Source organism: Vibrio wakamikoensis, assembly GCF_050337275.1.
Lineage (GTDB): Bacteria > Pseudomonadota > Gammaproteobacteria > Enterobacterales > Vibrionaceae > Vibrio > Vibrio chaetopteri.
Window position 1 is genome coordinate 252712 of record NZ_JAKJST010000014.1, and the last position, 21559, is coordinate 274270.

Below are 21559 nucleotides of genomic sequence, written 5' to 3' on the forward strand. Positions count from 1 at the left end.
AAAGATGGAACGAGCGCAGCAACAGACAAAAGGTCAAAACAACGTATGCATTGTCGCAGCTAAGCGCACACCGATGGGCAAGTTTCAGGGGGCGCTTTCACATATAAGTGCTACTGAGCTAGGCAGTGTTGCGATTGCGGATGCGATTGACGCCGTTGGTATGACACCCAGTTTAGTGGATGAGGTATTAATGGGCTGTGTGCTCAGCGCAGGTTTGGGGCAGGCGCCCGCGCGGCAAGCAGCGATAGGAGCCGGCTTCGAAACCCATACGCCTTGTACAACAGTAAACAAAGTATGCGGTTCTGGGATGAAAGCTGTGATGCTTGCGAGTACTCAAATACAGGCGGGTGAAGCTGATTGTGTGGTAGCAGGCGGAATGGAAAGCATGAGTAATGCGCCGTACCTGCTAAATGGAGCTCGCTCAGGGCTGCGCATCGGTCACCATCAAACCCATGACCATATGTTTACCGATGGTTTGCAAGACGCCTATGAGGGTGAACTTATGGGCGTGTTTGGACAGAGAACCGCGGACAAGCTCGGTTACAGTCGCCAGCAGATGGACAGTTGGGCAACACGCTCTGCGAGTCGAGCTAAGGATGCCGTCGGGAATCATCTTTTCCAATCTGAAATTTGTAACCTTACCTCGAGAGATGGCCATTTCATTGATGAAGATGAACTGCCCAATACCATCAAACTAGAGAAAATTCCTGCGCTTAAACCTGCTTTTAAAGTCAATGGTTCCATCACGGCGGCGAATTCCAGTGCGATCTCAGATGGCGCAGCAGCACTTGTGTTGATGAGTGAAAATAAGGCACTAGAGTTGGGTATGGCACCGGTGGCTGTGATCAAAGGGTTCACAACCACGGCTCGCCAGCCTTCGGAGTTCACCTTGGCACCTGTCGATGCAGTTCGAAAGCTTCTCGATAAGCTTCAATGGCAAAGCGGCGATGTCGATTTATGGGAAATCAATGAGGCTTTCGCGGTGGTGACTCAGATTGCGATTGATACGCTAGGCTTAGATGAAGCAAAGGTCAACGTGAACGGTGGTGCTTGTGCATTAGGTCACCCGATAGGAGCCAGCGGCGCACGAATAGTAGTGACCTTGATACATGCATTGCAATCACGTGCAGCGAAGAGAGCTAGTGGTGATCCTTTTAAAGGAATCGCTACGTTATGCATTGGCGGAGGTGAGGCGACCGCTATCGCGATAGAAGTTTCGCCAGTCGGAGTGGGCACTCAAAAAAAAGGGGGGGGGGGTGAATGATGAATAAAATAGCCAACTTTATCGATGGTAATGCTGTTGTATCACGAGCGAGTGAATGGATAGATGTAACCAATCCCGCTACCAACGACTTGCTTGGCATGGTACCGATGACGCCAACAGATGAAATACAAGGTGCGATCGAACAGGCGCTAAGTGCTCAAATGCACTGGAAAGAAGTCGCGATATCAGAGCGGGCGCGATTGATGCTCCGGTACCAGCATCTGCTTAAAGAGCGGCACGACGAAATAGCCACCTTACTGTCGAAAGAAACGGGAAAAACCTTAGCCGATGCTAAAGGTGATGTATGGCGTGGAATCGAGGTCGTAGAGCAAGCCGCCAATGTCGCCAGCAATATGATGGGAGAAACGGTAGAAAACGTCGCTACTGACATTGATAGCTACTCGCTCATTCAACCTCTTGGCGTATGCTGCGGCATCACTCCATTCAATTTTCCCGCGATGATCCCCTTATGGATGTTTCCCATCGCTATTGCAGCGGGTAATGCATTTATTCTCAAACCTTCTGAACAAGTTCCGCTGACTGCCGTCCGTTTAGCTGAGTTATTCCATGAAGCGGGCGCGCCGCCAAGCCTTCTTCAGGTGGTGCATGGCGGCAAAGTACAAGTCGACTTCTTACTCTCCCACCAGGCGATTCAAGCGGTCTCATTTGTTGGTTCAGTCCCAACTGCTCAATACATATATCAAACGGCAACGGCCAATCACAAGCGAGTACAAGCGTTTGCCGGGGCGAAAAATCATATGGTTGTGATGCCAGATGCCAATAAAGCGCAGGTCATAAACAACTTGGTTGGTTCTTCTGTTGGTGCTGCCGGGCAACGCTGTATGGCGATATCTGTAGCCGTGTTTGTCGGCAGCGCCAAGGAGTGGATTGTAGAGCTTGCTGCGGAAATGGCGAAAATAAAGCCGGGACTATGGGATGATCCCGAGGTCGCCTATGGACCGTTAATAAGCCAGCAAGCAAAACTGCGAGTGGTCAATTTGATCGAATCAGGCAAGAAACAAGGTGCTTACTGCTTACTTGACGGTTCAGACTGCATGGTTGAAGGTGCTCCGCAAGGAAACTGGCTAGGCCCCACCTTGTTTAGCGGGGTTAACACCGATATGGAGATCTACCAGCAAGAGATTTTCGGGCCAGTATTGGTGTGTATTGAAGTGGGCTCTTTGGATGATGCTATTGCACTAGTGAATGCCAACCCTTACGGCAACGGGACGTCAATTTTCACTGCGAGCGGCGCGGCGGCCAGAAAGTATCAGCATCAGATCTTAGTCGGGCAAGTGGGTATAAATGTACCGATACCCGTTCCTTTACCCTTCTTCTCGTTCACAGGTTGGCGCGGCAGTTTTTATGGAGATTTGCACGCTTACGGAAAGCAAGCCGTGCGATTTTATACCGAGACTAAAACTGTCACCGCGCGTTGGTTCGATGACGATATTCCGGATGGACCAAACTTAACCATTCAGCTTCGCTAAGCTCGAGCTTTTTCAAGTAACTAGGAATAAGGAGCAAGGTATGGATTTTAAACTCAACGAAGATCAAAGGGCTTTTGCAGATACGGCTCAGCAGTTTGCGATGGATAATCTCCTTCCAAATGCCAGTCGTTGGGATGCCGACTGCCACTTTCCTAAAGAGATCCTTAAACAGGCGGGCGAGCTGGGATTTCTGAGTCTCTATACCCGTGAGGAGCAAGGCGGGTTGGGTTTGAGCCGTCTTGACTCATCGATCATTTTTGAACAGTTAGCCATGGGCTGCACGTCGACGACCGCCTTTATGACGATTCACAACATGGTGACTTGGATGGTGGCCAGTTTTGCCAATGATGAAACTCGCGAGCAGTTCGTACCCAAACTGCTGACTGGTGAGTGGCTTGGATCCTATTGCTTAACTGAGCCTGAAGCGGGTTCTGATGCTGCGTCGCTAAAAACTACAGCAGTGAAACAAGGTGACAACTATATTTTAAATGGTTCTAAAGCCTTTATTTCTGGCGCTGGTGATACTGAGGCGCTGGTGGTCATGGCGCGAACCGGTGACTCAGGTGCTAAAGGTATTTCCGCTTTTGTGCTAGATGCAACAGGCGAAGGGATTAGCTATGGGCGCAAAGAGCCCAAAATGGGCTGGAACAGTCAGCCCACAAGAGCGATCACGTTTGACAATGTTGTCGTTCCAGCCAGACAAATTCTAGGCCAAGAGGGTGAGGGTTTTACCTTTGCGATGAAGGGACTGGATGGCGGGCGAATTAATATCGCCACGTGCTCGGTAGGTACTGCGCAGCACGCCCTAAACCTCGCTATTCAATATTTGCGAGAGCGTAAGCAGTTCGGTAAACCGCTTGCAAGCTTTCAAGCGTTGCAATTCAATGTTGCAGACTTAGTTACAGAGCTGGTGGCAGCGCGGCAAATGGTTCGATTGGCTGCGTTTAAGCTTGACCACGGACATGAGGATGCCACCACGTATTGTGCGATGGCAAAACGTTTTGCTACCGATGTGGGCTTTAAGGTGTGTGATGGTGTATTGCAGCTATTTGGTGGCTACGGTTATATCAAAGAGTATTCGTTAGAGCGGCATTTTCGCGACGTTCGTGTCCACCAAATCTTAGAAGGTACTAACGAAATCATGCGGCTGATCATCGCTAGACGCGTTTTAAGAGATGATGACTCGATACTATAGCGGCTAAGTAAACCAAAGGAGAATGGTTATGTCAGAAGCGACACTCATTCCACATACCATTGAAGGGCATGTTGCAACGATTACTATCGACAACCCGCCAGCCAATACTTGGACGGTGGAGAGTTTAGTGGCACTTAAGCAGCTTGTCGGTGAGCTGAATCGAAACCGAGAAGTCTATGCATTGCTGATTACCGGACAAGGCAACAAGTTCTTCTCCGCAGGTGCGGATTTGAATGTGTTTGCTGCTGGCGACAAGGAGAGTGCGTGCCGCATGTCTCGCGTTTTTGGGGAAGCGTTTGAAGCACTGTCTAACTTTCGTGGTGTCTCAATTGCAGCGATTAATGGGTATGCCATGGGAGGCGGACTTGAAGTTGCTTTAGCTTGTGATATTCGAATTGCTGAGGAGCACGCAGTGATGGCGCTGCCTGAAGCCAAGGTTGGCCTACTGCCGTGTGCAGGCGGCACCCAGAACTTAACCGCTTTAGTGGGAGAAGGCTGGGCGAAGCGGATCATCTTGTGCGGCGAGAAGATTGATGCGTCAAAAGCCCTCCAAATCAAACTGGTAGAGGAGGTGGTGAATTCGGGAGAGGTGTTAACCGCCGCCACTAATCTTGCTAATCAAGTTGCCCATCAATCACCGTCTTCAGTCACTGCTTGTAAAACTCTAATTCAAAATAATCGCCAGCATTTTATCGGTCATGGGCTGGTCAAAGAGCGCGAGTTGTTCATTCAGCTGTTTGATACCGAAGATCAACGAGAAGGCGTTAACGCCTTTTTAGAAAAACGTGCACCACAATGGAAAAATCGTTAGGAGGCGTCATGTCTACAACCAGTTCAACGTCAAATTCGTCGCTAGCGACTCAGGACACAGTTCGATTTCAAGAAATCGTTTGTAGTGACCAACAGAGCAAAATTGCCGTTGCGACCCTATGTAATCCCAAAGCTCTCAACGCCCTAACTCAGAACATGTTGGTATTGCTTAATGACCAACTTGATAAATGGCACGACGATGACGCGGTACTATGCGTAATACTGAACGGTGAAGGAGAGAAAGCCTTCTGTGCCGGTGGTGATGTGCGTACTTTGCATGACAAGATGAAGCACGCGCCAATAGAAGATGCCAAAGCCTATGCAGAAGCGTTTTTTGGCACTGAATATCAATGCGATTATCTCATCCACACTTACACCAAACCTATTATTGCATGGGGCGAAGGCATCGTAATGGGGGGTGGAATGGGGCTCTTTATGGGCGCGTCTCACAAAGTGGTGACGCCAGATTCGCGACTTGCCATGCCAGAGATTCATATCGGTTTGTTTCCCGATGTCGGCGCGACCTATTTTTTGAACCGTCTCGACGATGACATTGGTTTGTTCCTTGGACTCACGGGCGTAATGATGAACGGCACCGACGCTCTCGACGTTAGACTTGCCGATCATATGAACGCGCCTGCGGATAAACAAAAGCTATTGCATCAATTGCAGCAAACGGATTGGAACAGCATCGAAGACAGCTATGACTACTTAACAGAAGTACTCTCAGAGCTTGCAGACAATGCCAACATAGCTAAACCTGCTACTCATCTTCTGCCTCTTATTCCCGATATTCAACGCGCTTGTGCGTCTGATACCCTTGAGGAGGTGTTTGATAACATTCAGGCACTACCTTGTAACGAAAAATGGATGCAAGCGGCTCAGCGAAATTTGATGGATGGCAGTCCAATTACCGCGCATATTTGTTTTCGCCAGTTAAAACAGTATCACCAGTTGTCCCTTGCCGATTGTTTTAGGCTTGAGCTGATTTTGGGGCTCCGCAGCGTCGAGTTTGGTGAATTTCAGGAAGGGGTGCGCGCACGCTTAGTGGACAAGGACGGTTTGCCCAACTGGACATATGCGCACATCAGTCAAGTGCCAAAGTCAGTGATCGACAATTTGTTCACTTCACTGTGGCGTGAGCAAGAGCATCCTCTTGCGATGCTAGGGCATCATTAACTCGCGCAGACAAATAGTGCATCTCGTTTAAACCAACGATGAATTGAAACAGCCAAGGAGGTTGTGATGAGTCAGCCAACAGACACGAAGGTTGCATTTATTGGACTAGGAAACATGGGCAGTCCAATGGCAAATAACTTGCTCAAAGCGGGCTTTAGCGTGCAAGTTTACGACCGAGTGTCCGCATTATCGCAACCTCTTGGGGAGAAGGGTGCTCACGTTTGTCATAGCTTGGAGCAGGTGCTCGATTCGGCGAACGTCGTTGTCACCATGCTCCCGGCTAGTGAGCATGTCAAAGCGGTTTATCTGGGCTGCGATGATGAGAAAGGCATGATTGAACTAGCCTCGAGCGATGTTTTTCTTATTGACTGTTCAACCATTGATCCTGACTCTGCGCGCCTAGTTTCAAGAGAAGCTCAAAACAAAGGGTTGGAGTTTGTCGATGCCCCTGTGTCCGGTGGCGTTGCTGGTGCTGCTGCAGGAACGCTTACGTTTATCGTTGGTGGCAGCGATGAAGGGTTTGCCAAAGCGAATAACCTGTTGTCTTTCATGGGTAAAAATGTGTTTCATGCGGGCAAAGCGGGTGATGGGCAAATGGCCAAAATTTGCAACAATCTGATCCTCGGCTCTGTCATGACAGCGACTTGTGAATCCCTTAGTCTTGGTGTGGATAACGGTCTCAATCCTGAGGTGTTATCGAATATTATTTTGCAAAGCTCTGGCAGAAACTGGGTTTTAGAACTATATAACCCTTGTCCGGGGGTGATTGAGCACGCGCCAGCGAGTGCCCAATATACTCCCGGTTTTATGTGTAAGTTGATGTCAAAAGATTTGGGGCTTGGGCTAGAAGCGGCAAAAATGAGCCAGTCTTCGGTGCCTATGGGAGCGTTAGCTCATAGTCTCTACGCACTCCATAACCGAAACGGAAATGCGGAATTGGATTTCTCGAGTCTTTTTGAGTTTTTTCGCAATAAGCAGTAGAAGGGAGAAGTAAATGGAACTTGAACAGAGCGTTATCGCTATTACTGGTGCAGGACAAGGATTAGGTCAAACTATGGCGACTAGCTTAGCTCAGCAAGGAGCGAGCTTAGCACTGCTCGATGTCAATCAAGACGCCTTAACAGAGACAAAAGAACTTTGTGAGGCATTTGGGGTAAAAGCGCAAACTTATCAGGTCGATGTCACCAATGAAGAGCAAGTTGAAACTGTATTTCGTGACATTGTCACGGAATTTGGCTCTTTGAATGGTTTAGTCAATAATGCTGGTATCCTGCGAGATGGTATGTTGGTTAAATCGAGAGATGGCGAAATCAGTAAAATGTCTCTAGGTGATTTCAATGCAGTGATCAACGTGAATCTGACCGGCACGTTTTTGTGCGGTCGTGAAGCAGCGGTGCAGATGATTGAGTCCGATTCACGTGGTGTCATTATTAATATTTCCAGCGTGTCGAGAGCAGGCAACATGGGGCAAACCAACTACGCGGCTTCCAAAGCAGCAGTCGCGACGATGTCATCCGTATGGGGTAAAGAACTTGCTCGCTACGGCATCCGTTCTGTTGCTATTGCACCTGGCGTTGTGGAGACTTCGATGACAGCCTCGATGAAACCAGAAGCGCGTGAACGTCTGGAAAATATGGTACCAGTACGTCGAATGGCGGATCCAACAGAGATTGCTCATACCGTACGTTTCATTTTGGAAAATGAGTACGTTAATGGCCGAGTGATTGAAGTTGATGGTGGGTTGGTTATTTAAAGCGAGATGTTAACTGTAAGATGAGTACAGTCCCTTGGATGATTTATGGGGGGCTGCTTTTCTTTTAAAGAACCGGTTGATTGTTCGGTTGGATTGAGCAAGTGCATCCGTGCACTTAGTCATTGAGGTATTAGAAGCGGTAATCGATACCAAAGTAAACCGCAGACAATGAATATTCGTGCTTTGAAATGACGGACACGTATTCGGCGTTTAATCCTAAATCATCTGCTATTTCGTAACGTGCGCCGAGACCAAAGCTAGGGCTGCTGATGTTTCTACTACCGTTTGAAAAAACGTCTCCACCTTTAGCATTGGTAAAGCCAGCAAGGCCATAAACTTCAAATCCTGGATCGATTTCGTAGCTGCCGCGCACATATAGGCTGCTGTAAGATCTAAGGTCATTGATATAGCTATCATGGCTATCAACACCGCCAAAACGATATTCCGCGCCAATATTGTCGTTAAATCGATAACCAGCCATTAAATATCCAGTACCGGTGCTTGCATCATTAACGATACTTTGTTGGTTTCCATAACCAATACTTGCTCCGGCATACAAACCTTGTGCGAGCGTTGGCAATGCAAATAGTGATGTTGATAGTAATACAAGTTTATTCTTAAGTTTCATATACAATTTCCTAACGATTGTTGTGTAATGATGTTTTTTCTAAATCTAATGATTCAAAAATACTAAGTGCAGCGGTAAAACCGGTGCTAATTAAAGAGCTACTTAGATACTCTCTTCGGCTAACCATATTGCTGAGTAGGTGCAATATCTGGATTAGAGATAGTCGTCGGCTTTGATCAAGCTCCCATGACGGTTCAACTTCGAGTTTGTCGCCTTTGAGTGCGGATAGCAGAGGCAGCTTTAAGGCTTCAAACTCCTGTTGATGTTTCAAAATCAAGCAGCTTAATGCTCTGATTCTTAGTCGGTTTGTATCTGACTCGAGTAGCGTGCGTCTCTCTGATGACAAGCCAGCTACTTGATTATGATCTAGTAAATGAACTGGCCTAATTTGCGATGAATAACTTGATGCCGATAGAGCACATAGATCAGGAATGCTCACTTTGTTTTCTAAAGGTTCTTGCAACAAACTGCTATGTGCTGTCGAAATAAAAATGCTCGGTATAATTCGTCTATTTTCCACGTGAAGACCGCCTTATATTGCTTAATTCAGTAATAACAAATTTGAGTGGCAACTAACCCGGTGTTATTCAGCATCACTTTCAATCACCTTGCGTTTGATGACTGCAGTAAATCGATTGTCAGTGGAATTGGCGGACACTAATACCCAGCCTTGGCTGTTCATATAATTGAGCGCATCCATTGGAGAGTTAAAGGAAAGGGTTTTACCTTCCTCATCTCTAAGTAGGTCTTTATTTTTGATGCCGATTTTGAGCGCTTGACCGAAATCTACTTCTACTTTCCATTGGGTAAGGCTGAGCATTTTCCCCGACGCGATAACCATCGCATATTGCTCGGTTTGGTTTGATCTAGACGTCGGTTCTGGTGACTTAGCAGCCAATGTAGTCGAGCACATGGCAAGTGTTAGTAAAGGGGTTAGAAAAACTTTATGAATGGCTTTCATGGTTGCCTCCAGTAATCTCGGGCTCAAAGTAAGCACGTTGTGTGCGACTGGGGCTTAGATTACTAGAGTGCCTTTCCATTATTCGGAAAGTAACGGAGTAAATTGTATGAATTATGGATGTGACTTTTGGGTATTAGTCTTCGTTGTTACCATCGCGCTTTTGTAAAGAAGCGTAGAAGTTAGAGAGAAACTCGATGTCCTCTTTAGGTGCCGCTAGCATGAGATCGAGAAACTTTAGCGTACTTGCCGAAAGCGGCAGTTGACCACCATGTACGCGCTCTAACTGAGTCATGGGGAACAATTGCAGTAAGCTAACATCAAGTGCTTTGGCAATTCGGAAAAAGTCCAAAATGGTGAAATGACTCTTCGCTTCTCTATCCATCTTCTCATACAGGGCTGAACGGCCAATGTCCGCCTTTTTTGCCAGCGAGTTTTTAGATAGGCCTTCTTGAACCATGAGCGCTTCGATTCGTTCTATGACCATTTTTCGAAATACCGTCTCTTCAACACCAAAAAACTCGAATCCTTCGGTTTCTATTTCTGCCATCGCCTTTGTCCGTTTTTCTGGAATCAGTCCTTTAATGGTATCTGAATTTTGGAAATTTGAAATGATAATTTAATAGTCAGACACAGAGACATGAGCCGTCTCAACTGATTAACTAAATACATAAGGGTAAACACCATGCTAACGACTAAACGCGCAATCCTTGCTACCGCACTTGCACTCTCTGGCGCAGCTCAGGCGATTTCTCTTGAACCAGCACCAGGACTGGACGTGAATCAGCCGTACTATGCGCCTCAGGCGTATGTGCAGCAAGAAAGCCTACCAATTGTGGACATTCGTGGCGTAAAACCAGCGGAGTACGCTGAGCTGTTTGAAAAGCAGGTAGGAGAAGAAGTTCGACGTGGTATTAAGGAAGCGCAGTACGTCTATAAACTAGCAGGGATTGATGTTGTCGAGTTTGAGAAAAGCTCAATGAAGGTACTAGAAAATTCACGAAAGTTAAATCCTGAGTACTTTGAAATCGTTGAAGCGCTGGCCAAAGTGGGTGGCATTTCACTGGAAACCATGTTCACTCTATCGCAATTAGATGCAGCGTTGGCGTCGGCAGCTCAGTCTTCGCTAAGTGGATGTACAACAGTAAGTTTCGCTGGTACGGGTGTGGTTGGTCAGGTAAACGACACGCCATCACTTTCTGGGGGTAACTATTGGGTATTGCAAGCGGATGATTATGTACAAGTGATGGCATCTGGCTTCTATGGCTCAGGTCAGACGCTCGGCAAAGATATTGGTGTTGTGATTAACTTCCAAGGCACTGACTCTAAAGGTGTTGGGCTTGAAGCAGACAGTGCGATTGAGCTAGGTGCACTTCAAAACTATCTCGTGCGAAATGCTAAGAATGTTGATGATGCCGAAAAGATCCTAGACCAATACCGCACAGTGGTCGCTTCTCACTTTAACTTTGCGGATAGTAACGGTAATACCGTTGGCGTTGAAATGCTTGATGGTGAGAACTATGTGATCAAACGTCCTGCTGGTGTTGGCCACGCCAACCACTCAGAGCGTCCAGGTGTGATGCAAGCCTTCGCAGAGTCTGTTGGTCTAGGTGAGAAAAGCGTACAACGCACGGTTGCGACAGCATACACCGAGTGGCGCGCAGAGTTTGCACAGCAGTTCATCGACAACACACCCGAGGGCAATGTCGATGCTGCTAAATATGTTTTGAATACTAAGCCAATCGCACAGCATGCAGCCTATGGTTCTGATTTCATCTCCACACTGACAGCGGTAATGGATGCCAAAGAGGGCTGTATGGACGTGGCTCCAGGTGTGGGTGATTGGAATGATTTCCAACGAGTATGTATTGAGAAGTAATTCCAAATTCGACGAGTAAATCTGAATAGGGTAGTAACGCGCAATCCTCCTAGGCTTGCGCGTTTTTAGGAAACGATGATGAAACCAAGGCTAGTTTTGTGGTCTTGTACCACGTTGATGGTTGGATGCGCTAGCATTTCAATTGAACATCAAGATACATATGAGCTCTGTCAGTCTCTCGCCTATGGCTACAATGAAGCAGTGATTCAAGAATTAGAAAGAAGAGGGCAGTCCGTTACTGATAGAGAATGCGGAGACGCCAGACGTGCAATGATCCAAGAAATCGAGGCTAGACGTTTACTGTGGAGTGTAGAGCATTCGTTAAGACATGAAGTGGATTAGTTTTCTTTCGATGGTTTGTGCAGTCAGTGGCTGTGCGCAAGAGGTAAGGCAGTTACCACGCCATTCGGTGACTTTTTCAAGAGCCAACCAAGTGGTCGAGGTGGAACACTGCAGGTTATCCGTTCGTTAGGGAAAACAATATTTATATGGATGTGGTGCGGAAATCGAATTCGCCTCAAAGCTGAGAGCGAAAAAAATAGATTAGTATCAGGTGTATGTAATGTTGTTTGAAAATAAAAAGGTAATCAACTTAAAATTAATGTTGATTATTAGCTATTTGCTCTTGGTTTTGTGGTCGAGTGTAATTGTTGCAGAAGAAACTAGTAGTAATAGTAACCAAATAGAAGTGATTAGCTCGGAAATCTCAGAGCTATCACAATCTTTGCAAGGTCTTGAAGGTGAGCAACTAGACGTTACTCAGTTTAGTATCTTCAATAAAAATAAAGAATTACGGGCTGTTCTGGCGCGTACAATGAAGAAACGGTCATTATCAGAACAAGAATTAATTGCTCTGGTAAGGCAGCAGCAACTGTACACCTTAGATGCGGAACAGTACTTGATAGAGCGCCTTTCTGAGCTTAATAAATATTTTGATTCTGCCGAGGATGAATCAAAATTGCTGGTGTTAAAAGATTACAAAGAGGCGCAAGATCATCTTGGCTGGATATATGAAGCAAGATTGACCAACTTCAATTGGCTTGAACAGTTAAATGTGAAAGACGAAGTGGGTGAGTTGCGCTTACGTGACACTATTGAAAAGCAGTTAAGACTTACATCGTCTGCAACCGATTATTACAGCAATCAAATTTCTAACGCTTCTTTCCAATTGATTAATGAGCAGGATTCCAAACAAGCGAAACAGCAATTACACGATATTATCATTGATAAAAGGCTATCGATTGAGTCAGAAGGATTGCGTTACCTTGTGACCATTGCAGATCGTTTGGATATTGAAACTGCAGTCTATAAGAAACAGCTATTTGAGGTGTCAGGGAACATTACACACGAGATATTCGAAGGCCAAGTGTTACTAGAAATACTGGTACATTGGTCAGAACAAGCATTGGAGTGGTTGGTAGAACAAGCCCCACAACAATTGTTCAAGCTCGTTGTATTTTTCATTGTCTTACTGATTACTCGCTCAGCAGTTAAGGTTGTTCGTAGGGTAGTAGCAAAGGCGGTGAAAAGCCAAAACCTTAATTTGTCTCACTTAATGCAGCATTTCTTTATTTCCGTTTCGGGAAATGCGGTCTGGGTTGTCGGTATTCTGGTTGGACTGTCCCAAGTAGGGCTCAATTTAGCACCTATCCTGACAGGCTTTGGTGTAGCAGGTGTTATTGTCGGTTTTGCTTTGCAAGATACATTGTCTAATTTTGCAGCTGGCATGATGCTGCTCATCTATCGACCTTTTGATGTTGGAGACTTTGTTTTTGCCGGTGGCGTTGATGGCAAGGTCAGCCACATGAGCTTAGTCAGTACCACCATTCGTACATTTGATAATCAGGTGATTATTGTGCCAAACGGTAAAATCTGGGGGGATGTGATTAAAAACGTGACCCATGAAAAGACCCGTCGCGTCGATATGGTTTTCGGCATTGGCTACGGGGATGACTTGCATCATGCAGAAAAAGTGCTCAATGACATTGTTCGTTCTCACCCATCGGTACATCTAACCCCGGAGCCAATGGTTAAAGTCCACACTCTTAATACTTCTTCTGTCGATTTTATCGTAAGGCCATGGGTTGATACAGAAGACTATTGGGATGTGTATTGGGATATAACCAAGCAAGTCAAACTAAGGTTTGATCAAGAAGGGATCTCTATTCCATTTCCGCAGCAAGATGTTTACCTACATACGGTGAGTGACTAAGCCTTCTCAATTAAACAAATTAATCAATGGTATGAAAATTCGATCTAAAAGAGGTGCAGGATGTACAGCGTAGAGCAGCTACGGGTATTTGAAACTGTTGTTGAACATGGCTCATTTAGCGCTGCCGCTAGGTTATTAAGGCGAACTCAAGCTTCAGTTTCGTTGTTAATGTCGCGGCTAGAAACGGAATTGGGTTTTCAAGTCTTTGAGCGTAGCGGTAAGAAGGTGACACTGAATACGGCTGGACGTACGCTTTATACCCTTTGTCAGCGTCGATCTGATGCTTTGAGGCACCTAACTAATATAGCGAAAAGTCTACACGCCAAAATTGAAACAGAGATCAAAATCTATATTGATGAGTGTTTTCCTAGAGATTCACTTTGTGAGGTGCTAGAGCAATTTCATTTGCGCTTTCCCCATACACAAATCTTGGCCCAGCGGCGAGCACTTAATGCGGACATCATTATCGTTTCCTCGGATGAGGTTAAGGTGAATCCAAACTTTGCGGATTGGGAATGGCATCGTTTATCGACGTGTAAATTTGTCCCAATAACTAGTAGTTATGCGCATAGACAGGAGAGCTTTATTGGTACGCCTTGGGCACCTATTACCCCGTATGATCACGCAAGCTTGACCGCTAGTAATCCGCAGGTTGTATTACAGCTCATATTGAATGATATGGGCTGGAGTTGGGTGCCAGAACATCTATTAGCCCTTTACAAGCAGGGCAGCGATTATCAGCTTCTCGAAAATAAACAGCAATTTTATCAACAGTTTCTATTGGGTTCACCTGTAGATGTTGGTACCGCAACAGCTTGGTTGGTGGCAAAGATGAACAGAGAACTCAATACGGAGGTTAAGAATGCAAGTTGATGCTTTAAGAGCACTGGTAGCGATCCAAAAGGAGGGGTCCATTAATAGTGTCGCTAAATCAATGGGAAAAAGTCCCTCACAAGTCGGTGTTTGGTTAAGCATGTTAGAGGCAGACCTAGGCCTGGAACTTATTAATCGTGAAGGATACAAAGCACAGCTTACGATTGATGGGGAGATCATCGCCCGTCATGCCAACGATACACTAACGCATTTATCAGAAATTGATAAAAAAATAACGGAAAGTGGTGTTGCTGAGAACAAAAAGCTCAACATAGCAATGCTTGATGTTTTGCCAATAACGCCATTTAACGAAGCGTTGTGGCAGTTAAATAGGCTAAATTCGGATTTGAGTTTGGATATTCAATACTTGTCTACAACAAAAACGTTGCAGGGTATTGAAAATGGTATTGTGGATTTTGGTGTTGTGTTTTTCCATGGAAGTGTTTACACGAGGGTATCTTCACGTTTAATTGGCTATGCGGAGATTGTGACGGTTGTATCACCGAACCATCCGTTAGCGGATATCCAATCTACTTTCAATACAGACGATATAGGCTCTCACTTACAATTATTACCGCAAAGCTATTTGGGTTTTGGTATTGATCAAATATCGAAGTTTTCTGAAAACTATTGGCTAATGAACAGTATAGAAATGACGTTAGCTCTGCTTCAAAAAGGCATTGGTTGGGCGGAGCTTCCTTACTATTGCGTTGAACCTTATTTAAAGTCGGGTCAACTGGTGCAATTGAAAGCAAGGGGAGAAAGCCCGCTTTGGTGGCCACTTCAAATGGTATGGCAAAAACACCGTCCTATTGATAAGAATGCTGCATGGTTGATTAATAAGTTTTCAAGCCCTAAACCAGGGTTAGCCATCTCTGGAATAGCGCTTCCCTGATATATTGTTTAATTATTCATATTACGTATAACTATTTACAACCTTTCTGTGGGTGTAAATAACAGTTTTTTGGGCTCACTTTTTGGATCTGACTCTCAATGCTGTGGAGGAATGGATATAAGCTCAAGAATACTAATAAGTTTCGTCTTATAAGTTCAATTTGTGGTTTCACTCCGTACGCTTTTAGACTCTATTTCCACCGCACTTTTATCTAGAGTGCATTTAGAGAAGAATAGTACGTGTTTGATTTCATTACTCAGCATGTACTAAAAAGTGTCCATTAGCCATTATTAGGGAAGTAAGTGGTGAAGAAACAATCAATCAAGGTTACGCTATGTTTCGCGACTGCTCTAGGATATCATTCTGTAGCGCATGCCCAACTAGCACTAAATCCGACCCATATTGCTGTTGGTATACAGCAACGTCATTTCACACAGAATTCGTTAAATCCTTATTTTAATAATAATTACACTCACGATGAATCCGAGCACATGATGGGTATGTATGCCGGTTTTAATATCAATGTTCAAGAGCGATTCTTGATTGAGGCAGAAGGGGATTTTGTCACTAAAGTGTCCAAGGGCGTTGGTATGTGGAAATTGGGTGCTGGATTTATCCCTTTTAGTAGTGGAAGCGTTTCAATCCCTATTACTGCAGGTGTCATAAACTATGACTCATCAACTGACAAAGAAGACTCAATTTATGGTAAATCAGAGTCTGCAGCCTACATAAAAACAGGTATTTCAGCCATCGTTGCGCCAAGGTGGATGATGGACTTAACGGTTCAATATGAAGCGCTAGACTCCTCGAAGACATCCATAGCGATTGAAAATACATTTGATGCTGGCTTCTATTTGTTCGATATTCCTATTTTCGGTGATCTTCATCCTACAGTAGGTCTTTCTTGGGCTGACAGGAATTCCCGTGAGATAAATATCCGCGTCGGTGCAAAGTATACATTTAATTAGAGCGCAATAAATTTTGACGATAGCCCTGCTTTTGAGCAGGGCTTTTTTTGTTCTATTGCTTCGATCAATCTCTACTAATTTAATCGGATTTTATCTTTATATTAGTAAATTAATGCATGTTGTCATACGAAAGGTTGTGTCGAACCTACACCGTTTAATTGTGTTTTTGTTTTTAGCTCTTTATGGAAATCCCAATGTTAACAATGGTTTAATAACTCAACACTGATTCGAGATTATGAACGCTTAAGTTTTGCTTGTCTCAATGTTGACTTTTAATTGCTACTAGACCGAGTTCAGTTGTAAGTTTTATCGAACATGTTCAATTCATACCTTATTCGTTCTTAGCTTTACACTTTCCTGCGTTCAACAAAGCTACCTAAGCATGAATATGCGCTGGTATCTGTAGGATTGATAGGAAGAAATAAATGAACAATGTTAACCGTTTTCTGAATCAGGTTCGAGAGCAGCAACATCGAGCTAAACGTATTGTTGTCGCAGCAGCCCATGATAAGGCGACTATTCTAGCTGTCGATCTAGCACGAGTAGAGCTCGACGTTGAGATCACCTTGGTTGGAGAGTTTGACAAAATCACTCAAGCTGTCGAATTGGCTGGTGCTTCGTTGGCAAGCTTCGAAGTAGTAATTGCCGAGGGTGATGATGCGATTGCAGAAATGTCAGTAAGACTTATTGCTGATGACAAAGGCCATATTTTAATGAAAGGCCTGATTGAAACATCGACGCTGTTAATACAACTACTAAAAAGAGAATTTGGACTACGTACCGATAGTTTACTTAGCCATACAGCATTACTTATGTCTGAAGGTAGTGAAAAATATTATCTACTGACAGATGCTGGAATGAATATTTCGCCTTCTTTGGAGCAGAAAGAAAAAATAATTAATAACGCCGTCACTATGGCTCACGCATTGGGAAATAGCCATCCGAATGTAGCGATGCTGTGCGCAAAAGAAAAGTCGTATGACAAAATGCCAGCCACTCTCGATGCCACTGAACTACAACGCTTAAATCAAATTGGTCAAATCAAAGGTTGCACCGTAAGCGGTCCAATACAACTTGATTTAGCGTTATCAAAGCAAGCAGCGGAAATGAAAGGTTGTACCGATCCTGTTGCTGGCAATGCAGATATTTTTATCGCCCCATCCATCGAAGTCGGCAACGTATTTGGGAAAGCCTTGAAGTACATGGGCGACTACATCTACGCGGGTGTCGTCCTTGGCGCAAAAGTTCCGGTTGTAGTGGTTTCCCGAGCCGACAGTGAGCAAGAAAAACTCCTCTCTATCGCTATGGCGTGCATGTGCAATGTTGACGCACAAGAAAAAGTAAGTTCTGACAAAGCAGAGTTGGAGAATGCGTAATGAAAATTCTTGTTATTAACCCAGGTTCAACATCGACAAAAATTGGCTTATTCCAAGATTTAGATAAGCAGTTTGAGCACGTTATTCGCCATTCTAGTGAGGAGTTGGCGCAATTCGAAAACGTCACTGCTCAGTACGACTTTCGTAAGCAATTGATTGTTTATGCACTAGTCGAAAATGGTGTCGATATGTCTCAAATCGAGGCGATTGGCTGCCGAGGCGGGGCTTCGAAACCTATTCCTGGTGGTACGTATCTTGTCGATGAAGCGGTATGTAAAGACCAAGCTGAGAGCAAGATCCAACACCCTTCAAGTTTGGCATCACTTATTGGACATGAATTAGCTAAAGAGTATGGCATCGAAGCATATTTCACAGACTCTCCTGTTACCTACGAACTCAGTGATCTTGCTTCATACAGTGGCCTGAGCGACATCAAACGTCATGGTCGATTCCATGCACTAAACGCAAAGGCGGTGGCACAGGTTTTTGCTCAAGAAAATCAGCGTGATTACAAAGAGTTGAATGTGATTGTTTGTCACATGGGTGGCGGTATCACAATCAGTATGCACCAGCAAGGCCGCGCGGTTGACGTCACGGATGCCATTGCAGAGGGCCCTATGACCCCAGAACGTAGCGGACGCCTTCCTTCTCGCGACCTAGTCGATCTTTGTTACTCCGGAAAGTATAGCCACGGTGAAATGAAGAAGAAGCTTCAGGGTGAGGGTGGCGTGTATAGCTACCTTGGCACCGCGGACATGCTTGAAGTAGAGCAAGCTGCAGAGCGCGGAGATGAAAAAGCCCGCAAGATCGTTGATGTATTGGTTTATCAAGTAGCAAAAGAAATTGGCGCAATGGCACCAGTGGTCAACGGAAGAATTGATGGCGTGATTCTGACTGGCGGCATTGCTTATAGCAAGTATGTGGTCTCCGAGCTATCAAAGCGTGTTGGCTATTTAGCAGACATTGCGGTGTATCCAGGTGAGATGGAATTGGAAGCATTGGCTGCGGGTGTTTACCGCGTTTGCAGACAAAACCTTACTCCGAAGCATTACAGCGAAAATATAAAAACGACAGCTTAGTCCAATCGAAACAATACGGGAACTGAACAATGACAACTGATAATTCAAAAGGTCAAGTGAGCAATCAATTAGGTGTGTATAGCACAGTAGAGGAAGCGGTGAAGTGTGGTGCAGCTGCGCAAACTCGCTATCAGCAAGCGTTTGGTATAGAGGGCCGAACACGCCTAATAACAGCAATCCGTGACAAGGTGATGGAGCTATCTGAAGTATTAGGTCAGATGGCAGTAGAGGAAACAAAACTGGGGCGTATTCCTCATAAAGTGGCCAAAAACCAACTCGCAGCGATGGCAACACCAGGTCCAGACTCACTACGAACAGAAGCCGTATCTAGCGATGCCGGGCTGACTATTGAAGAACGTGCGCCTGTGGGACTTATTGGTGCGGTAACGCCAGTGACCAATGAAGTACCAACAATCGTGAATAACGCAATTTCGATGCTTTCTGGCGGAAATGCAGTGGTATTCAATGTACACCCATCTGCAAAAAATACCTCGGCATTCATCATCGATGAGCTGAACAAAGCGATTATTGCGGCAAATGGTCCTGCAGACCTTATCACTATGGTTCAAGAACCGACGTTAGAAACATTGCAAGAAATTGCAAAAGCACCAGAAGTGAAAATGCTTGTTGGTACTGGCGGTCCTGGACTGGTTAACGCTCTATTGCGCTCTGGCAAAAAGGCAATTGGTGCTGGTGCTGGTAACCCTCCTGTGATTGTTGATGACAGCGCAGATGTAGAAGTAGCAGGTCCATTCATCGTGGCTGGCGCTTCTTTTGATAACAACTTGCTGTGCATTGGTGAAAAAGAGGTGTTTGTCACCGAATCTAAAGCAGATGCTTTGATTGAGTCTATGCAAGCGAATGGCGCTTACTTACTCAATTCAGAACAAGCGGCAAAAGTAACAGAGCTCGTACTGACTGCAGATGAGACGCAAGAGACAGCTAAACCTTGTAGTTACGGCATGGATCGCGAATATCACCTACGCAAAGAGTGGGTAGGACAAGATGCCAGCAAAATCTTGGCGGCTATCGGCGTCGAGACAGAGTCACAAGTTGAGCTACTGATCTTCGAAACAGAGTTTAACAACCCATTCGTTCAACTTGAGCAAATGATGCCAGTACTGCCAATCGTGCGATGTAAAGACTTTGATTCAGCCTTAGGGATGGCTGTCGAAGCAGAACATGGCAATCGACACTCGGCCTGTATTTACTCAAACAACATTAACAATGTAACCAAGTTTGCCAAGCGTATTGGTACCACAGTATTCACTCAAAATGGCCCAACCTTGGCTGGTTTAGGATACGGCGGAGCAGGGACCACATCCTTCACTATTGCCGGTCCAACTGGCGAAGGTATTACGACGTCAAAAGACTTCACTCGAGTTCGTCGTTTCGCGATGGCTCAAGGTGGCAACCGAATTATCTAACTATTGAGGCACCAATGTGCCTCAATCTCAAGAAATTTAAAGAGATAGCTAGTTATCTCTAAATACAAACTTAAATCTAGTAGTAAGGAAATTATCATGTCTGATCAATTTTATCGTAACCCTGAACTTTGGATGCCAGAAATTGCGGGTACACATGTAGACGTAGAAAACCTAGAGAATCTGTATCAACAAGAAGAAGCGCTTTACGTTTCTCGTATGAAGAAAAGTAAAGAAATGCACGAGCGTGCGGCAAAGTCGATGCCAAACGGCGTGACTAACTCATGGCAAAGTGTATGGCACGTACCGCATCCATTTTACATTGAACGTAGCAAAGATAACCGCGCATTCGATGTAGATGGCAACGAGTATGTCGACTTTAACCTTGGAGATACACCGGACTTCTACGGTCACTCTCCAAAGAATAAAGTGACGGAAGGTATCATTGAGCTTCTTCAAAACAGCGGTATCAACACACTAGCAACCAGTGAAGATGCTGTTATCGCTTCTGAATTGCTGCGTGAGCGCTTTGGTATGCCTTACTGGTTTACCGCTCTATCTGCATCTGATGCAAACCGTTTTGCTATTAAACTGGCTAAGCTTGCAACGGGCCGCGGTAAGGTACTTCAATTCAACATGGCTTATCACGGCACTGTTGATGAAACTAACGCTTGGATGCCAGAAGAAGGCATGGTTGAGTACCGCGTTCCTGAGATCTACCCAGGTCAAGATCCATCACAGTTTACTCGCGTAGCGACGTTTAACGACTTGGCATCGGTTGAAGAGCAGCTTAAGCACGGTGATGTAGCGGTTGTACTAACTGAACCTGCATTGTCGAACTCTGGTCTGACGCTACCTAAGCCAGGTTTCCATGATGGTCTACGCGAGCTATGTACTAAATACGGCACGCTGCTACTGATTGATGAAACTCATATGCAAACAACAGCTCACCATGGTGCAACAGGTGAGTGGGGTCTAAAACCGGACATTTGGGTAGCGGGTAAGTGTATTGCTGGTGGCGTTCCATGTGGTGTGTATGGTTTCTCTGAGGATGTTGCAAACCTATTCCAAGAAACAGTTGGCAAGGGACCTTGGCATATGGCTGGTCTTTTGGGGCAACAAACGACCATGACTGGTAATGCGCTTTCTCTACGAGCGCTGCGCTTGAACCTTGAGCATAACGTTACTGAAGAAAACTTCCGTGGAATGATCGAGACTAACAGCTATCTTACTGAGAAGCTGAACGAAGTGATTGCTAAATATGATGTACCACTAAGTACTGAGCAAGTTGGTGCGCGTACTTGGCTACACTTCTGTAAAGAAACACCAGTAGAAATTGAAGATTGCGTGAAAGGCATCGGTATCGTAGGACACTTTATTGATTACATCTTCCTATACCTATTTAACCGTGGCGTGATGATCATTCCTTTCGGTCTAAACATGTGGCTTGTATCACCACAAACTACGAAGGGCGATTGCGAAATCTTTGCTAAGTACTTCGAAGAAGCAGTAGTCAACATGTTTCAAATCGAAAAGGCCTAAATAACGGCTACTTATTTAGATTACGGGCCCTAAT

General features: G+C 45.3%; 21 protein-coding genes. 17 read left to right on the forward strand and 4 right to left on the reverse strand.

What is annotated here, in order from left to right:
• The first annotated feature begins 4 nt into the window (after positions 1-4).
• The 7 genes from L4C42_RS05845 to L4C42_RS05875 all read left to right on the forward strand — a co-directional run bounded on the left by L4C42_RS05845 (position 5) and on the right by L4C42_RS05875 (position 7691).
• Positions 5-1264, forward strand: a complete 1260-nt coding sequence (locus L4C42_RS05845; protein WP_429759769.1) for a thiolase family protein — start codon at positions 5-7, stop codon at positions 1262-1264.
• Entirely contained in the window at positions 1261-2754 is a 1494-nt protein-coding gene (locus L4C42_RS05850; RefSeq protein ID WP_353499186.1) for a CoA-acylating methylmalonate-semialdehyde dehydrogenase, read from the forward strand. The genes L4C42_RS05845 and L4C42_RS05850 overlap by 4 nt, the downstream gene beginning before the upstream one ends.
• A 40-nt stretch (positions 2755-2794) precedes the next feature.
• On the forward strand, positions 2795-3949 hold the full coding sequence (locus L4C42_RS05855) for an acyl-CoA dehydrogenase family protein (RefSeq protein ID WP_429759771.1): 1155 nt from the start codon (positions 2795-2797) through the stop codon (positions 3947-3949).
• A gap of 28 nt (positions 3950-3977) precedes the next feature.
• On the forward strand, positions 3978-4760 hold the full coding sequence (locus L4C42_RS05860) for an enoyl-CoA hydratase (protein WP_418642988.1): 783 nt from the start codon (positions 3978-3980) through the stop codon (positions 4758-4760).
• Positions 4761-4768: 8 nt separating this feature from the next.
• The gene (locus L4C42_RS05865; RefSeq protein WP_353499189.1) at positions 4769-5938 is read left to right on the forward strand and encodes an enoyl-CoA hydratase/isomerase family protein; all 1170 of its coding nucleotides are present in this window, start codon (positions 4769-4771) and stop codon (positions 5936-5938) included.
• Between the two features lie 66 nt (positions 5939-6004).
• Entirely contained in the window at positions 6005-6919 is a 915-nt protein-coding gene (mmsB, locus tag L4C42_RS05870) for a 3-hydroxyisobutyrate dehydrogenase (protein WP_353499190.1), read from the forward strand.
• 13 nt (positions 6920-6932) lie between these two features.
• Complete coding sequence (locus tag L4C42_RS05875) at positions 6933-7691, forward strand: SDR family oxidoreductase (RefSeq protein WP_353499191.1); 759 nt, start codon at positions 6933-6935, stop codon at positions 7689-7691.
• A gap of 130 nt (positions 7692-7821) precedes the next feature.
• Here L4C42_RS05875 and L4C42_RS05880 read toward each other — a convergent pair whose 3' ends face one another.
• The 4 genes from L4C42_RS05880 to L4C42_RS05895 all read right to left on the reverse strand — a co-directional run bounded on the left by L4C42_RS05880 (position 7822) and on the right by L4C42_RS05895 (position 9827).
• Positions 7822-8319 (reverse strand): porin family protein, encoded by a 498-nt coding sequence (locus tag L4C42_RS05880; protein WP_353499192.1) that lies wholly within the window; start codon positions 8317-8319, stop codon positions 7822-7824.
• A 10-nt stretch (positions 8320-8329) separates the two neighbouring features.
• Entirely contained in the window at positions 8330-8839 is a 510-nt protein-coding gene (locus tag L4C42_RS05885) for a hypothetical protein (RefSeq protein WP_418642986.1), read from the reverse strand.
• A gap of 63 nt (positions 8840-8902) precedes the next feature.
• The gene (locus L4C42_RS05890; RefSeq protein ID WP_353499194.1) at positions 8903-9280 is read right to left on the reverse strand and encodes a hypothetical protein; all 378 of its coding nucleotides are present in this window, start codon (positions 9278-9280) and stop codon (positions 8903-8905) included.
• A gap of 133 nt (positions 9281-9413) precedes the next feature.
• Positions 9414-9827 (reverse strand): helix-turn-helix domain-containing protein, encoded by a 414-nt coding sequence (locus L4C42_RS05895; protein ID WP_353499195.1) that lies wholly within the window; start codon positions 9825-9827, stop codon positions 9414-9416.
• Between the two features lie 135 nt (positions 9828-9962).
• Here L4C42_RS05895 and L4C42_RS05900 point away from each other — a divergent pair, with 135 nt between their 5' ends.
• The 10 genes from L4C42_RS05900 (at position 9963) to L4C42_RS05945 (ending at position 21525) form a co-directional block, all read left to right on the forward strand.
• Positions 9963-11156 (forward strand): C45 family autoproteolytic acyltransferase/hydrolase, encoded by a 1194-nt coding sequence (locus L4C42_RS05900; protein ID WP_353499196.1) that lies wholly within the window; start codon positions 9963-9965, stop codon positions 11154-11156.
• A 78-nt stretch (positions 11157-11234) separates the two neighbouring features.
• Entirely contained in the window at positions 11235-11498 is a 264-nt protein-coding gene (locus L4C42_RS05905; RefSeq protein WP_418642985.1) for a hypothetical protein, read from the forward strand.
• Between the two features lie 220 nt (positions 11499-11718).
• Positions 11719-13368 carry a mechanosensitive ion channel family protein gene (locus L4C42_RS05910; RefSeq protein WP_429759776.1) on the forward strand — a complete coding sequence of 550 codons (1650 nt, stop codon included), beginning with the start codon at positions 11719-11721 and terminating at the stop codon, positions 13366-13368.
• A 60-nt stretch (positions 13369-13428) separates the two neighbouring features.
• Positions 13429-14241 (forward strand): LysR family transcriptional regulator, encoded by an 813-nt coding sequence (locus L4C42_RS05915; RefSeq protein WP_429759778.1) that lies wholly within the window; start codon positions 13429-13431, stop codon positions 14239-14241.
• Entirely contained in the window at positions 14231-15136 is a 906-nt protein-coding gene (locus L4C42_RS05920) for a LysR family transcriptional regulator (protein ID WP_353499199.1), read from the forward strand. The genes L4C42_RS05915 and L4C42_RS05920 overlap by 11 nt, the downstream gene beginning before the upstream one ends.
• 305 nt (positions 15137-15441) lie before the next feature.
• Positions 15442-16104 carry a hypothetical protein gene (locus L4C42_RS05925; protein WP_353499200.1) on the forward strand — a complete coding sequence of 221 codons (663 nt, stop codon included), beginning with the start codon at positions 15442-15444 and terminating at the stop codon, positions 16102-16104.
• Between the two features lie 425 nt (positions 16105-16529).
• Positions 16530-17480, forward strand: coding sequence for a phosphate acyltransferase (locus tag L4C42_RS05930; protein WP_429759781.1), 951 nt, complete (start codon positions 16530-16532; stop codon positions 17478-17480).
• Positions 17480-18559, forward strand: a complete 1080-nt coding sequence (buk, locus tag L4C42_RS05935) for a butyrate kinase (protein WP_429759783.1) — start codon at positions 17480-17482, stop codon at positions 18557-18559. Before L4C42_RS05930 ends, buk begins: the two co-directional genes overlap by 1 nt.
• A gap of 29 nt (positions 18560-18588) precedes the next feature.
• Positions 18589-19986 (forward strand): aldehyde dehydrogenase, encoded by a 1398-nt coding sequence (locus L4C42_RS05940; RefSeq protein WP_429759785.1) that lies wholly within the window; start codon positions 18589-18591, stop codon positions 19984-19986.
• Between the two features lie 96 nt (positions 19987-20082).
• Positions 20083-21525, forward strand: coding sequence for a transaminase (locus tag L4C42_RS05945; protein WP_353499204.1), 1443 nt, complete (start codon positions 20083-20085; stop codon positions 21523-21525).
• The last annotated feature ends 34 nt before the right edge of the window (positions 21526-21559 follow it).